Here is a 14,062-nt window from a genome sequence, read left to right on the forward strand (position 1 = left end):
CTCTCTTACCGTGTTATTCGGCCTTATGGCCTCACCCCTTCGGAGTCAGCGCAAGCGCTGTTCAAAAACGCCTTGCCGTTTTTTTCCTGCAACTCGAATTATTTGGGGTATATACCGCTATTGAGAAATAGAATTGTCATAAAACCATGAGATTTTATCGGTATACATTAGTCTTCCCATTCTAATCATTTACCAGCGAATTATATAATCAATGGTAAATACACATAAGAATAATATGTCCTCTCTTTATCTCCCATCCATAAAAATATTTCTTGAAGTAAAAAACCAAAAACATCTATTTTTTTAGTTTTTTAACATGAATAAAGCTGTGTGTTGTGATTAATATTCTGTTTTAGGAATTTTCTTCTCGTTTAAATCGATTTTATTTCAATAAGGTAGGTGGAATTAGAAAATAAACAAAAATTTTTTAACCCTATTGAAGTGTTGTTTTCAAAGAATAGAATCATCCCGTTGGTATATTTAATTTAAATAAATATAACGTTGCATAGTATTTTGATTGTTGCGCTTGGTTTACTAGGGAAAGTATACCCCCAACTCTATGGTACATAGGAGATAACCATGTCTATCATTTTACCTACCCACACCCCAATGGATTCATATAAGGGGTGTACGCCAGGTTCACGCCGCAGTGCGCTTCGCGAATTATTACAACAGCAAAAAGGCATTCGCGTGATGGAGGCTCACAGCCCACTCTCTGCCTTATTAATAGAACAAGCCGCTTATGAAGATGGCGATATTCATTATCAATTTGATGCATTCTGGTCTAGTTCACTCACTGACTCTACCTTGCGGGGAAAACCCGATACGGAATTGGTAGATATCAGCCATCGTTTCCATGCGATTACGGAAATATTTGATGTTACCACCCGACCATTAATTTTTGATGGCGATACTGGTGGGCAAACTGAACATTTGGCTCACCACATTCGGGCTGCTGAAAATCTGGGCATTTCCGCCATGATTATCGAAGATAAAACTGGCCTGAAGAAGAACTCTTTATTTGGTAACGATGTAAAGCAAACGCAGGCTTCCGTAGCGGATTTTTGCGAAAAAATTACGACGGCTAAAAAAGCACAACTGACGCCCGAGTTTATGCTGATTGCGCGTATTGAGAGCCTGATTCTGGACGTCGGTATGGAAGATGCAATAAACCGCGCCCTGCATTATGCAGATGCTGGTGCCGATGGCATTATGATCCACAGTCGGCATAAGAATCCTTCTGAGATTTTAACGTTCGCCAGACAATTCCGCGATCATTACCCACATTTACCTTTGGTTTGTGTCCCTACCAGTTTTAACGACATTACTTTCGATCAACTTATTGATGGCGGGTTCAATATCGTTATTTATGCAAATCATATGTTACGTGCGGCTTATCCGGCAATGAAATCCATTTTGCCAGAAATCCTCAAGCATGGTCGAACGCTGGAAGTTGAGGATAAATGCATGTCGATAAAAGATATTCTGGACCTTATACCCGGAACGCGCTAACGCAATATATTGGGGTGTCAGTGTGATTATTTTATAACGCTATTATTTGGCGCTATAAGATTGTTGTTCTTCTTGATAAGAAAATATTATGTCACCCCTAATTATCTGTATCACATAATGAAAAAATTAAGGCGCATCATTGCTGTTAAATACAGCACGATGCGAAGGAGCATTTTATTGTGATTGACCCTAATAAACTCATCGAATTTCTTGCTCAGCGCGGCGTACGTTTTTTTAGTGGCGTCCCTGACTCATTATTAAAAGCATTCTGTCTGGCAATTGGAAGTAATAACGGTGGGCTTGCACACCGTATAGCGAGTAATGAAGGTTGCGCGGTGGGTATGGCGATTGGGCATTATCTGTCTACTCGAACGCTGCCCGTGGTCTATATGCAAAATTCGGGGTTAGGCAATGCGATTAACCCCCTCTGTTCTCTGGCTACGCCGGATGTTTATGGTATTCCGCTGTTACTGATTATCGGCTGGCGTGGCGAAGTTGATGACAGCGGTAAGCAGCAGCACGACGAGCCTCAGCATGTTATGCAGGGGCGAGTCACGTTACCTCAGCTCAATGTGCTTGATGTTCCACATATTGTGCTGGATAGCCATAACCGACCCCCGTGGGATGATATTCAGGCTTTGCTCCAGCGTGCGCATGATGAACACCGTCCTGTGGCCCTGGTGGTGAGAAAAAATACCTTTTCCTCGCCAGTAGCACCTGCCAACCCAGCCACTGAGCCAGCGTTGATGCGGCGAGAAGCTATCGTCGCCGCGTGCCTGAACGTGCTGCCATCCACGATCCCCATTGTGAGTACCACGGGCATGTTATCCCGTGAACTCTATGAACTACGCGAACAGCGTGGTGAAGGACATCAGCGGGATTTTCTGACCGTCGGTGGCATGGGCCTCGCCAGCCAAATCGCACTGGGCCTGTGTGACGCGCAGCCGCAGCGGAAAGTTGTCTGTCTGGATGGGGATGGGGCGTTATTGATGCACATGGGCGGGCTGACGAACACCGCTCAGGCCAGCAACCTGATACACATCGTCATCAACAACGGTGCCCATGATTCTGTGGGAGGGCAGCCCACGGCGGCGTCCCGCTTACCGCTGGCACCCATCGCTGCCGCCAGCGGTTATGGAAAAACCTACTACGCCGAGACGGAAGAAGCCTTACAGGCTGCGCTGCAACAGGCTTTGCAGGCGCAAAGTAGTCAATTCATTGAGGTGCAATGCCGCGTAGGTCATCGCAGCGATCTGGGGCGGCCTGCGACGTCTCCTGCCGAAAATCGCGATGCGTTTATGCAGTTTCTTAATACAACCCCTAAGGCCTCTTGATGAGCAGCAATACCCTGAGTATTGCCACCCCTTAGCGACAAGGATTGCCGATATGACTCATTCTGTTTCTTTAGTTGGCGTTGGTGTATTAGGAAAAGCTATCTCGCTCAGACTATTACAGCGTCATTTCTCGCTCAGCGTGTTCAACCGGACTCACAGTAAAACGAACGATGTTGCCGCCGAAGGCGCTCAAGCCGTGCCTGAATTGCACCAGCTGTTCACGCAGGAAAAACAAATTGTGCTTATCTGCCTGAAGGATGCGGAGGCGATACGCGACGTTTTTCAGTCGGAAGACGTGATACACAAGCTGTCCCTCTATCGTCCTTTGTTTCTCAATATCAGTACGATAGGCCCGGAAGAAAGCCGTTGGATGGAGACCTTTTTTCATCAGCACGGCGCACATTATGTGGAGTGCCCCGTTTCGGGTGGGCCAGAGGGCGCGCGACAGGGGCGGCTTGCGGCCTGGGTCGGGCCGTATGCTGACGATTTTGCCAGCGCGGTTAACGACATCGTCAGCTGTCTGTCAGATCACTATGTACTGATGGAGAGTAACCACAGTGCACAGACCATGAAGGTGATTAATAACTATTGTGAAGCGGTGCATCTGCTGGTGGCTGCGGAAGCGCTATTGCTGGCTGAAGCTCACGGCATCGCCCCTGATGTGCTGGCAAACGCGCTGACGTTGGGGCGCGGGCGCTCGACCTACATGGAAGTCATGCTGGATCGCTATCTGAACCCGCGTGAAACCGTTTCTGTTCCTTTATCTATTCGCCTGAAAGATCTCGATCTGGCTAACACGCTTTTCCAGCGCTCCGCGATCCACAGCGAATTCTTCGATACGGCGCGCCAGCTGTATCAAAGCACGGCCGATCTCTCTGCCGATCCTCAGGATCAAACTGCCTGCTTTGCTTATCTCTCACGTACCTTGCCGACGGGGAGAGACTAGATGTCTGAGTTAACACAGCGACAGCGTTGGATGTCCATTCTCGCTCACAGCGCTCCTGCCGAGCTGGAAGAACACTGGAACACGCTGCACTTTCCAGCGCACTACCAGCTATTACGCCCAACGCAGATTGGTTTGATCCAGTTGCAGGGAAGAATGGAGGTCGATGGCCCGCGTTTTATTGTGGGGGATATGACGGTGACCCGTGCTGCGGTGCAACTGGAGGATGGAACGTGCGGCTACAGCTATATCGCCGGCAGAAACAAGCCGCACGCCGAGCTCTGTGCCTGGATCGATGCACTCCTGCAAACCCGATCCTATTTCCATGAAATATGGGAGCGAATCATCACACCGTTAGCAGACCAACAGCTTGCTCACCGGGAACAGCAACAGCATGAAGTTGCTGCCAGTCGAGTGAATTTCTTTACTTTGGTCAGGGGAGAATGATTTGTCATGACAACGATGACGGGCTTCGCCCACCCCGTATTTGGCACACAACTCTGTTTTCGCAAAATCGTCAAGGCAATGAGCGAGCCGGGTTCTCTGGTTACCGTTCCGAATGTCTCTGGTCTGGAGTCGATGTCGTCTGCAACGGCCGCCACGCTGCTTACGCTGACCAGCCACACGACACCGCTGTTTATCGATCCCAAGATCGGTAATCCATTGCTGTTGCGCACGCTTTGCCTGCATACGAACGTGCCGATCACTACGACGTTCCAAGAGGCTGACTTTGTGCTGTTAAGTGGAAACCGTTTTTCTTATGACCTGATGGCGCTCTCCTGCGGCAGCGAAGTCGAACCAGAAAAATCCACCACCGTTATTTTAGAAGTAGAAGGTATGCACGACGGGCCTTGTCTAAAGCTGACGGGGCCGGGCATCAAGACACATCGCATTATTTCTCCCCGCCTGCCCGGTAGTATCAGGCACTACCTGTGCAACCGGCCCCATGCCTTCCCTACAGGGTTGGATTTTCTCTTTACGTCTGGGAAAAAGCTCTTTGCAATCCCCAGAAGTACCCACGTGGAGGAATGCTAATGTATGTTGCCGTCAAAGGTGGGGAAAAGGCCATTGAGGCCGCTCACCAGCTACAATCCTGTCGCCGCCGCGGGTGTACGGATATACCTGAATTAGACTGTTCACAAATAGAACAGCAGCTTAATTTAGCCGTCGATCGCGTCATGACCGAAGGCAATATTTACGACCGCCAACTCGCCGCGCTAGCCATCAAGCAGGCCAGTGGCGATCTGGTAGAAAGTATCTTTCTCTTACGAGCCTACCGTTCCACGCTGCCACGCTGGGGAATCAGTCAGCCGCTTAATACGCCTGATATGCGTCTTGAACGCCGTGTTTCGGCCATTTTCAAAGATTTACCGGGTGGGCAGCTATTGGGCCCGACCTACGACTATACCCATCGCCTGCTGGATTTCTCTCTATTGGCCGACGGTGAGGATCCTGTCGCGCCACAGCCTGACGCTGTTGATGAGGATGAAGGAACTCGTGAACACATTCCTCATGCGTTTCAGTTCCTTGCTCAACAACACTTGGTCCCTGAACGGAATATCAGCGACGACAGCAATCCGTCAGACATCACGATGGAGCCACCGAGTTACCCCGGCACGCGTGCGGCGCGCCTTCAGCAGCTGTTTCGCGGCGACGAAGGGTTTCTCCTGTCGCTCGGGTATTCAACCCAGCGCGGCTATGGCCGCAACCATCCGTTTGTCAGTGAGATCCGCACGGGATATATCACCGTCAGTATTGTTGCCGAAGAGGTGGGCTTTGCCATCGATATCGGGGAAATCCTGCTAACCGAATGCGAAACCGTGAACGGCTTTGTTAAACCCGCCAACGACGCGCCGCATTTTACCCGTGGTTACGGGCTGGCATTCGGCCGTTCGGAGCGTAAGGCCATTACGGTGGCATTAGCCGATCGCGCACTTCAGGCCGCTGACTATCAAGAAGAGGTGCGCGGCCCGGCTCAGGATGAGGAGTTCGTTCTTTCTCATGCTGACAATGTCGAGGCGGCGGGTTTTGTCTCGCATCTGAAGCTCCCGCATTACGTCGATTTCCAGTCAGAGCTGGAGCTATTAAAACGACTACGTGAGGAATACCTCGCTTCTGTGCCAAGGAGTAAAGCGTAATGGGTCAGACAACGTTCTCCCGCCAGAAAGATGACCAGCCAGACACGGCATACCACGATTCAGAAACGACATACAACTATGCCTATCTGGATGAAAGCACGAAGGGAATGATACGGCGTGCGATTCTGAAAGCGATTGCCATTCCCGGCCATCAGGTGCCGTTTGGTAGCCGGGAAATGCCAATGCCCTATGGCTGGGGCACTGGCGGTATTCAAATCACCGCCAGTATCATCGGGCCGGACGATACGCTTAAAGTGATCGATCAGGGTTCCGACGATACGACCAATGCGGTATCGATCCGCGCCTTTTTCCGCAAGGTAACAAACGTGCCTACCACGGAAAAAACCAGCGAAGCGACGCTGATTCAAACGCGACACCGCATTCCTGAAACGCCGCTTAAAGAGGATCAGATCCTGGTTTTTCAGGTTCCGATCCCCGAACCTCTGCGCTTTATTGAGCCGCGTGAAACCGAGACGTGCAAAATGCATGCGCTGGAAGAATACGGTGTGATGCAGGTGAAACTCTATGAAGACATTGCACGCTTTGGGCACATCGCTACGACCTACGCCTACCCGGTGAAGGTGAATCATCGCTATGTCATGGATCCTTCGCCCATCCCGAAATTCGACAACCCGAAGATGGACATGATGCCCGCGCTGCAACTCTTTGGTGCCGGGCGCGAAAAGCGGGTCTATGCCGTTCCACCGTATACCGTGGTGGAAAGTCTCGATTTCGACGATCACCCTTTCACAATACAGCAGTGGGACAAGCCGTGTGAGCTGTGTGGCGCGCGCGATAGCTTCCTTGATGAAGTGGTGATGGATGATGACGGTACACGTATGTTTGTCTGCTCCGACACGGACTATTGTCAGCAGCGCCAGAGTCAGGGAGAAAAAACATCATGACGACAGAACATCATGTATCCGACAGCCCTCTACTCGATGTGCGACACCTCACGCATTTATATGCGCCGGAAAAAGGCTTCCGCGACGTGTCGTTTCAGCTGTGGCCGGGGGAGGTTTTAGGGATTGTCGGCGAATCGGGTTCAGGGAAAACGACGCTGCTGAATGCGATTTCCGCCCGTCTGGCACCGCAGGAAGGTGAGGTTATCTACTGCAACGCCGAGCAGCAGGTGCTCTCGATTTATGACATCAGCGAACGTCAGCGGCGAGCGCTAGTGCGAACCGAATGGGGAATAGTCTGGCAGCACCCGCTGGCAGGATTGCGGCCTACCGTGTCTGCGGGCGGCAATATTGGCGAACGGCTCATGGCAATTGGTCATCGGCACTACGGCGATATTCGTAGCAAGGCAGCGCAGTGGATGGAAAATGTTGAGCTGCCCGAAAACCGTCTGGACGATCTCCCAACCACGTTTTCCGGTGGGATGCAGCAACGCCTTCAGATTGCACGCAATTTGGTCACCGCACCGCGGCTGATATTTATGGATGAACCGACCGGTGGATTAGATGTATCGGTTCAGGCGCGGTTACTCGATCTGCTCAGGACGCTGGTTGTAGAGATGCAGCTTTCTGTCGTGATTGTGACACACGATCTCGGGGTAGCTCGACTGCTATCACACCGTCTGCTGGTGATGCAGCGTGGGCGAGTTGTCGAGCAGGGGTTAACGGACAGGGTGCTTGACGATCCGAGCCACCCCTACACTCAGCTACTTGTTTCTTCCATTTTGTAAATCCAGCCAAAAGGACGCTTGATGGATACGCAATTACGCATTGAGAACGTTGATAAAACGTTCGTATTATATAATCAGCAGGGCACACGGTTGCCTGTTTTCCACGATATCAGCCTGTCCGTGAAATGCGGTGAATGCGTTGCGTTGCATGGGCATTCCGGGACAGGAAAATCCACGCTGCTGCGCTCGCTATACGGCAACTATCGACCTGATGGCGGCCATATCTGGGTACGCCATCGTGAACGTTGGGTCGATATCGTCAACGCGGATGCACGCCATGTACTGGAGATCCGCCGTGAAACGGTGGGCTGGGTAAGCCAGTTTCTGCGCGTCATTCCGCGTATTAGCACATTGAACGTGGTTATCCAGCCGTTACTGGAACGCGGCATGTCGCGTCAGGAAAGCGAGATTCGCGGCGGTGAACTGCTGACGCATCTGAACGTCCCCGAGCGGCTCTGGTCGCTTGCACCCGCCACCTTTTCAGGCGGTGAACAACAGCGCATCAATATTGCTCGCGGATTTATTGGTGATTATCCGATTCTGCTGTTAGACGAACCGACGGCCTCGCTGGATGCCAAAAATCGACTGGCCGTCACGCAGCTTATCGATGATGCAAAAAGCAAAGGGTGTGCTGTCGTCGGCATCTTTCATGATGACGAAGTTCGCCAACACGTCGCCGATCGCCTTTACTCAATGGCAATGATTTCCCGCACTCAGGAGAACGTAAATGATCATTAATAACGTCAATATGGTGCTCTCACAGGAAATCATTCATGGCTCATTGGAAGTGCGCAACGGCGTAATTCACCACATCAACGATAGGCCCAGTCGTCATCCCGGTGCGCTGGATGGTGAACAGGCCTGGCTTCTGCCGGGACTTGTCGAGTTACATACGGATAATCTTGATAAATGTTTTACACCGCGTCCCGGTGTTAACTGGCCTTCTGAGGCGGCGATGCGCAACCACGATGCGTTGATTATCTCCAGTGGGATTACCACCGTTCTGGATGCCGTTGCGGTAGGGGATGTCCGCGAAGGTGGGCATCGGCTTGAGAACCTGCGTCGCATGACGGATGCTGTACTGTTCAGCCAACAACATGGCACCAATCGGGCTGACCACCATTTACATCTGCGCTGTGAGCTGCCGCATCAGGATACGTTTCCCCTCTTTGAACAGCTGGCGGATATTCCACTGGTCGCGCTTGCATCATTAATGGATCACTCTCCGGGGCAGCGGCAATTTTCTTCCCAGGAGAAATATCATCAGTATTACAAAGGCAAGTATCACCTCAATGATGAACAAATGGCCGCGTTTGAGGAGGAGCAACTCGCCGGTTCACGCCGCTGGTCGCAGCCAAACCGTGACGCTATCGTTCGCCTTTGCCATGAAAAAGGCATCACGTTGGCTAGCCATGACGACGCGACGTCTGAACATATCACCGAGTCCCACCAGCATCGTGTCGCCATCGCTGAATTTCCCACCACCGAGATCGCGGCACAGCAGGCACACGGCGTTGGAATGAACGTGTTGATGGGGGCACCGAATGTCATCTGCGGCGGCTCGCATTCTGGCAATGTGTCGGCACATCATCTGGCTACGCTTGGCGTGCTTCACATCCTGTCTTCGGACTATTACCCGGCCAGTTTGCTGGAGGCGGCATTCATGATCGCAGAGGACGATCGCAATGAATACGATCTGCCGCGAGCCATTGCTCTGGTTAGCAGCAACCCCGCTCAGGCTCTGAAATTTGACGATCGCGGCTGCATTGAGGAAGGGCGGCGAGCCGACCTGTTGCTCGTCAAACGGCAAGCGCCGCAAATGAAGCTGATGCGAGTGTGGCGTCAGGGCGTTCGGATATTCTGATCATGACAAAACTCATCTACCTCATTGGCCCTTCCGGCGCAGGCAAAGACAGCCTGCTTCGGGCGATCCGTCAACTGCCGCTGCCACGCCTGCTGGTGGCGCATCGGTACATCACCCGTCCCGCAGAAATTCAAGGAGAGAACCACATAGCGCTTACCCCCGAAGAGTTTGCGATCCGTCAGCAGCTTGGCATTTTCGCACTCGATTGGCAGGCGCATCAGTGCCATTACGGCATCGGGATAGAAATTGATTACTGGTTACAGCGGGGGAGCTACGTCATCGTTAACGGCTCGCGAGCTTATCTGACTCAGGCGCGTGAACGCTATGGCAATACGCTATTTCCGATATGCCTGACTGTTTCTGAATCTGCACTGCGGCAGCGGCTACGCGCCAGAGGGCGGGAAAGTGAACAGCAAATTGCCACACGTTTACAGCGTGCCGAGGACGAGCAAAGCCGCTTGCAAAGCGACTGTATTTTGTTGAACAACGACGGCGATCTGCAACGCACCTTATCCACCTTTCAGTCGCTGCTGCCGTTCGACCGGGCTTGCGCGGCGCACCGCGAATAATAGGTCGGGTGACAAGCGTACCGAATAGCAGGAGAAAACCGATGACAACAAATATAGCAGCAAATAGTGGCGGGATCGTTTTTCACTTTCTGGGAACCGGCGGTGCGCAGCAGGTTCCTGCATTTGGCTGTGAATGTGAGGTTTGCCAGCAGGCGCAACGCAATGAAAGCAAACGGCGTCGTGCCTGCTGTGCGGCAATCACAACAAAAGACCGTATCATCCTGATTGATGCCGGATTACCTGAGCTATCGCCTTATCTGCTCCCCTATCCGCAACGACATATTCTGCTGACCCACTATCATATGGATCACGTTCAGGGATTATTTCCCCTTCGTTGGGGCTACGGTGAGCCCATTCCGGTCTTTGGCCCCCCAGATGAAGCTGGCTGCGACGATCTCTTCAAGCACCCAGGGATTCTGCATTTTCAAAAACCGCTAATGGCTTTCCAGCCCTTCGAACTGGACGGCATCAGGATCACGCCGGTTCCCTTAATCCATTCCAAATTAACCTATGGTTACCTCATCCAGACGCCAACGCATACGCTGGCCTACCTAACCGACACCATCGGGTTGCCGCCCGAAACTACTCAGTTTCTTGCATCACACACGCTGGACTATGCGATTGTCGATTGCAGCCACCCTCCCCAGACGATGCTTCCACGTAATCATAATGACATCACCCGGGCGCTGGAGATTTTTACCCAGCTTAACCCCAAACAACTGTACCTGACCCACATCAGCCATGAACTGGATCGCTGGCTACAAACACAAACGCTGCTGCCCGAAAATGTTCATGCTGCTTATGATGGGCTGGTGTTGGGGTTGTAAGAAGGAAGGCCACATATAACGCTCATAGCTCCACATATCGCGGAGCTAAAATCTGACATGCCGATTAGGTGTTTTTGAGATAACTGAACATCATGACCTAATTTAGTCCCTCTGAACTCTGACTAAAAACGTTGCTCCAGAACTGCCTCAAGCTTACTGAAGCACTTATTGAAAGTGACGCTTCTGCGTTAAGGTTGGCGCGGTGTGACAGATTTGCCTGAACGGCGAAATTTCACTCTTTATCCACTGTATTGAAATAATTATTGAATGAAAATATTCAAAATTAAATAATAATAAAATAAATATTTTCGAGAAAATTACTGATGTGAAAATTTATATTTTATAAATTAATGATTATGGCTGTGGACATTAGCAGTTTGTGCGCTTTGCTAAAAAAATTTGAGATTGATCTGATTGTTATTTTAAATTTTTCTTAAGTGATATATCATCCGGCACGGAAAAACAGCAATAATAAAAAACTTAATGGATTATGATTAAAAAGTGTCTACTAATCAGATAAATATTTCCTATGGGAATGACTTTTTTGTTATTAAATTGATGGACTTTTTATCAATTAATTTAGCATTAATAGTCAGCGCAAGGCTATTTTTGATGGGCGATTTCGATGATGTAATTATAATTAGCCTGCTATTTTCTACCTCTTTTTTACTTATTGGAGAATATACCGGACTATATCACCATAGTCTTAAAAATATGCAGCCTGGTGGGCGGCGAAGACTGTGGGGTTCCGCATTACTGTCGGTCATCTTTGTTGAGGCAGTCAGGAATTATACCGGTACGTTGTACTCGCTGGGTCTATTGCATCAACTCGATAATATATATTTTTCCGCAATGCTGTACTGGTATATTCTTTCGCTATGTAGTCTCTATATCACGCGTTTAATTACGTGTAAATTTACGACTAAAAAGCGGATGCGAATTGCTATTGTGGGATTAACGCCCGGTGGGTTAGCGGCGGAAAAAGCATTGCTTAAAGAGTATGCCAACATGCAATTAGAATTGGCTTTTTACGACGATCGTAGCCCATCCCGTTGTGGCTATCTGTTTAAGAGCCAATTTAAAGGCAAAGTGAGCGAACTGGTTGAAGACGCTAAAGCGGGCAGAGTGGATGAGATTTATATTGCGCTGCCGATGGTTGCACTAAAACGTATTCGTTATTTTCTGTCGATGATGTCCGATACGACGGTAGATACCTACATCATTCCCGATCTTTATTCCTACAGCTCATACGTATCGCAGTTTCGCTCCATCAATAACATTCAGACCATCAGTATTTTCAGATCGCCGTTTGATGGCATTGGTTCGGTGATTAAGCGCGTTGAGGATTTAGTGATTGGCGGCGTTATTACGCTGATGATTTCGCCATTGCTGCTGGTGATTGCTATGGGTATCAAACTGACGTCACGGGGTCCGGTGTTATTCAAGCAGGATCGTTATGGCCTGAGCGGTAATAAAATCAAAGTGTGGAAATTCCGCTCGATGCACGTGATGGAAAACGCCGGCGTCGTGACGCAGGCGACTAAAAACGATCCGCGTGTTACGCGTTTTGGCGCATTTTTACGCCGCACCTCGCTGGATGAACTGCCGCAATTTTTCAATGTATTGCAAGGGACGATGTCGATTATTGGCCCGCGTCCTCATGCCGTCGTGCATAACGAGCAGTATCGCCAGCTAGTCGAAAATTACATGATTCGCCATAAAGTGAAGCCTGGAATTTCAGGCTTGGCGCAGGTTAGTGGTTATCGCGGCGAAGTGGATACCCTCGATAAAATGGAAAAACGGGTTCACTACGATATTGCCTATATTCAGAGCTGGTCCCTTTGGTTGGATATCAAAATTATCTTTAGAACCATTTTCAAAGGTTTTATCGGTGAAAATGCGTACTAAATTGATCATTGCCGCTGGAATGATAATCCCCCACCCCTCTTGGGCCGACCTGATGCCGAAATCGCATATCGGCGTCGCCGGTATTGATTTTCAAAGCCAGGTGGGGCTGGACTATGGGCATGAGAATAACGTGACCTATCAGGCTGATGATCAGGACGCGGTGAGTGCTAATTTTCAGAGCGTCAGGCCAATGATTAAGGCCATTGGCGCGCGTTATCAAGATCAATATCTGTTGATGTATTCCGGTGATTATCGTCGTTACGACAGCGATCCGGCAGATAATTACTCCGACCATTTCTTTCGCTTTAATGGCGCATGGCGCTACGGGTTGAAGCATGGATTAACGCTCAGTCTTGAGGAGACGCTTGGGCACGAAGTGCGTGGGCGCGGTATTACCGAAGGTTTTCGACCACAACAGTTCAGTGATTTCGGTATTCATTCGCCGCTGAGTACCGCGCTTTTCAACAGTGAATTACGTTATAGCTATGGCGCGCTGAAAGGGCGCGGTAAAGCCGACGTCGCGCTGCTGTTTAGAAAACTGCGGTTAGGCCGCACGGAGGATATTAAAAATACCGATATTGATTTTTATCACTATGTTCTTGGGCAGGAATGGCACGAGAATGGTTTGATCGCCGAATTATCTGACCAATACTCGTCGGCAACGCGCTTTCGCTACCGTTTTATTGGTAATCAGCGGCGTTATGAAATCGATTCGCAAAAAGATAATGATGAATATTATCTGGAATACGGCATTAAATCGCAGCTTACGGGAAAAACCGGTATTGATGCCAATGTGTCCTGGCTATACAAGACATTCGATAATAACTCGAACTCCAGGAGTTTTAGCGGGATAAACTGGGATATTCAGACGGAGTGGAAACCACTTAAACAATCCGTTTTTACCGTACATACGTCGAAGCATATCAAAGACCCGTCAGAAATCGGCGGCTATATCCTGGTTTCTCAATACGGCATCTCTTATCAGCATTTTTGGCTCGTCGATCGTTTCTCCACCACGTTTGACTATTCATACCTGACGGACGTTTACAAGAATTACCCGCGAGATCGTAAAGACAGAAACAGGGTGTTCACATTCGCCATGAGTTATAACTTCAGGCCCTCTATTAACGTTGAATTAAAGTATCAACTGAACACGCTACGTTCCAATCAAGATAGCGATTCTTTCTTTATTGGCCCTAACGGCGATCGCCAGGTCGTCAGGATGCTGGGCCGTGATAACTCTCTGATTATGTTTACGGCTAAGGTACAGATCTAAC

14 protein-coding genes are annotated in these 14,062 nt (G+C 49.9%); all 14 read left to right on the plus strand.

What is annotated here, in order from left to right; translation table 11 throughout:
• Nucleotides 1–579: 579 nt before the first annotated feature.
• The 14 genes from aepX (at nucleotide 580) to DCX48_16080 (ending at nucleotide 14,061) form a co-directional block, all read left to right on the plus strand.
• Nucleotides 580–1,512: a phosphoenolpyruvate mutase gene (gene aepX, locus DCX48_16015; GenBank protein QXE15898.1), complete on the plus strand. Its 933-nt coding sequence runs from the start codon at nucleotides 580–582 to the stop codon at nucleotides 1,510–1,512.
• Nucleotides 1,513–1,691: 179 nt separating this feature from the next.
• On the plus strand, nucleotides 1,692–2,846 hold the full coding sequence (gene aepY, locus DCX48_16020; protein ID QXE15899.1) for a phosphonopyruvate decarboxylase: 1,155 nt from the start codon (nucleotides 1,692–1,694) through the stop codon (nucleotides 2,844–2,846).
• 52 nt (nucleotides 2,847–2,898) lie between these two features.
• On the plus strand, nucleotides 2,899–3,792 hold the full coding sequence (locus DCX48_16025; GenBank protein ID QXE15900.1) for an NAD(P)-dependent oxidoreductase: 894 nt from the start codon (nucleotides 2,899–2,901) through the stop codon (nucleotides 3,790–3,792).
• Nucleotides 3,793–4,236 carry a phosphonate C-P lyase system protein PhnG gene (gene phnG / locus DCX48_16030; GenBank protein ID QXE15901.1) on the plus strand — a complete coding sequence of 148 codons (444 nt, stop codon included), beginning with the start codon at nucleotides 3,793–3,795 and terminating at the stop codon, nucleotides 4,234–4,236. It abuts the gene before it with no gap.
• 6 nt (nucleotides 4,237–4,242) lie between these two features.
• Nucleotides 4,243–4,824 (plus strand): phosphonate C-P lyase system protein PhnH, encoded by a 582-nt coding sequence (gene phnH / locus DCX48_16035; protein QXE15902.1) that lies wholly within the window; start codon nucleotides 4,243–4,245, stop codon nucleotides 4,822–4,824.
• Nucleotides 4,824–5,927 carry a carbon-phosphorus lyase complex subunit PhnI gene (locus DCX48_16040; protein QXE15903.1) on the plus strand — a complete coding sequence of 368 codons (1,104 nt, stop codon included), beginning with the start codon at nucleotides 4,824–4,826 and terminating at the stop codon, nucleotides 5,925–5,927. Before phnH ends, DCX48_16040 begins: the two co-directional genes overlap by 1 nt.
• On the plus strand, nucleotides 5,927–6,832 hold the full coding sequence (locus tag DCX48_16045) for a carbon-phosphorus lyase (GenBank protein QXE15904.1): 906 nt from the start codon (nucleotides 5,927–5,929) through the stop codon (nucleotides 6,830–6,832). Before DCX48_16040 ends, DCX48_16045 begins: the two co-directional genes overlap by 1 nt.
• Nucleotides 6,829–7,617, plus strand: coding sequence for a phosphonate C-P lyase system protein PhnK (phnK, locus tag DCX48_16050; protein QXE15905.1), 789 nt, complete (start codon nucleotides 6,829–6,831; stop codon nucleotides 7,615–7,617). Before DCX48_16045 ends, phnK begins: the two co-directional genes overlap by 4 nt.
• A gap of 21 nt (nucleotides 7,618–7,638) precedes the next feature.
• The gene (phnL, locus tag DCX48_16055) at nucleotides 7,639–8,355 is read left to right on the plus strand and encodes a phosphonate C-P lyase system protein PhnL (GenBank protein QXE15906.1); all 717 of its coding nucleotides are present in this window, start codon (nucleotides 7,639–7,641) and stop codon (nucleotides 8,353–8,355) included.
• Entirely contained in the window at nucleotides 8,345–9,481 is a 1,137-nt protein-coding gene (locus tag DCX48_16060) for an alpha-D-ribose 1-methylphosphonate 5-triphosphate diphosphatase (GenBank protein ID QXE15907.1), read from the plus strand. Before phnL ends, DCX48_16060 begins: the two co-directional genes overlap by 11 nt.
• A gap of 2 nt (nucleotides 9,482–9,483) precedes the next feature.
• Complete coding sequence (locus DCX48_16065) at nucleotides 9,484–10,050, plus strand: ribose 1,5-bisphosphokinase (protein QXE15908.1); 567 nt, start codon at nucleotides 9,484–9,486, stop codon at nucleotides 10,048–10,050.
• 53 nt (nucleotides 10,051–10,103) lie between these two features.
• Nucleotides 10,104–10,877, plus strand: coding sequence for a phosphonate metabolism protein PhnP (phnP, locus tag DCX48_16070; GenBank protein ID QXE17271.1), 774 nt, complete (start codon nucleotides 10,104–10,106; stop codon nucleotides 10,875–10,877).
• A 501-nt stretch (nucleotides 10,878–11,378) separates the two neighbouring features.
• Nucleotides 11,379–12,785 carry an undecaprenyl-phosphate glucose phosphotransferase gene (locus DCX48_16075; protein ID QXE15909.1) on the plus strand — a complete coding sequence of 469 codons (1,407 nt, stop codon included), beginning with the start codon at nucleotides 11,379–11,381 and terminating at the stop codon, nucleotides 12,783–12,785.
• Nucleotides 12,775–14,061: a capsular biosynthesis protein gene (locus tag DCX48_16080; protein QXE15910.1), complete on the plus strand. Its 1,287-nt coding sequence runs from the start codon at nucleotides 12,775–12,777 to the stop codon at nucleotides 14,059–14,061. Before DCX48_16075 ends, DCX48_16080 begins: the two co-directional genes overlap by 11 nt.
• Nucleotide 14,062 lies beyond the last annotated feature (1 nt).

The sequence above is a fragment of the Pectobacterium atrosepticum genome (assembly GCA_019056595.1).
GTDB lineage: Bacteria > Pseudomonadota > Gammaproteobacteria > Enterobacterales > Enterobacteriaceae > Pectobacterium > Pectobacterium atrosepticum.

Bases quoted from the DNA above. Each gene is read 5' to 3' on its own strand.
- aepX (QXE15898.1), top strand. From the start codon at position 580: ATGTCTATCATTTTACCTACCCACACCCCAATGGATTCATATAAGGGG.
- DCX48_16025 (QXE15900.1), top strand. From the start codon at position 2,899: ATGACTCATTCTGTTTCTTTAGTTGGCGTTGGTGTATTAGGAAAAGCT.
- phnG (QXE15901.1), top strand. From the start codon at position 3,793: ATGTCTGAGTTAACACAGCGACAGCGTTGGATGTCCATTCTCGCTCAC.
- phnH (QXE15902.1), top strand. From the start codon at position 4,243: ATGACAACGATGACGGGCTTCGCCCACCCCGTATTTGGCACACAACTC.
- DCX48_16040 (QXE15903.1), top strand. From the start codon at position 4,824: ATGTATGTTGCCGTCAAAGGTGGGGAAAAGGCCATTGAGGCCGCTCAC.
- DCX48_16045 (QXE15904.1), top strand. From the start codon at position 5,927: ATGGGTCAGACAACGTTCTCCCGCCAGAAAGATGACCAGCCAGACACG.
- phnK (QXE15905.1), top strand. From the start codon at position 6,829: ATGACGACAGAACATCATGTATCCGACAGCCCTCTACTCGATGTGCGA.
- phnL (QXE15906.1), top strand. From the start codon at position 7,639: ATGGATACGCAATTACGCATTGAGAACGTTGATAAAACGTTCGTATTA.
- DCX48_16060 (QXE15907.1), top strand. From the start codon at position 8,345: ATGATCATTAATAACGTCAATATGGTGCTCTCACAGGAAATCATTCAT.
- DCX48_16065 (QXE15908.1), top strand. From the start codon at position 9,484: ATGACAAAACTCATCTACCTCATTGGCCCTTCCGGCGCAGGCAAAGAC.
- DCX48_16080 (QXE15910.1), top strand. From the start codon at position 12,775: ATGCGTACTAAATTGATCATTGCCGCTGGAATGATAATCCCCCACCCC.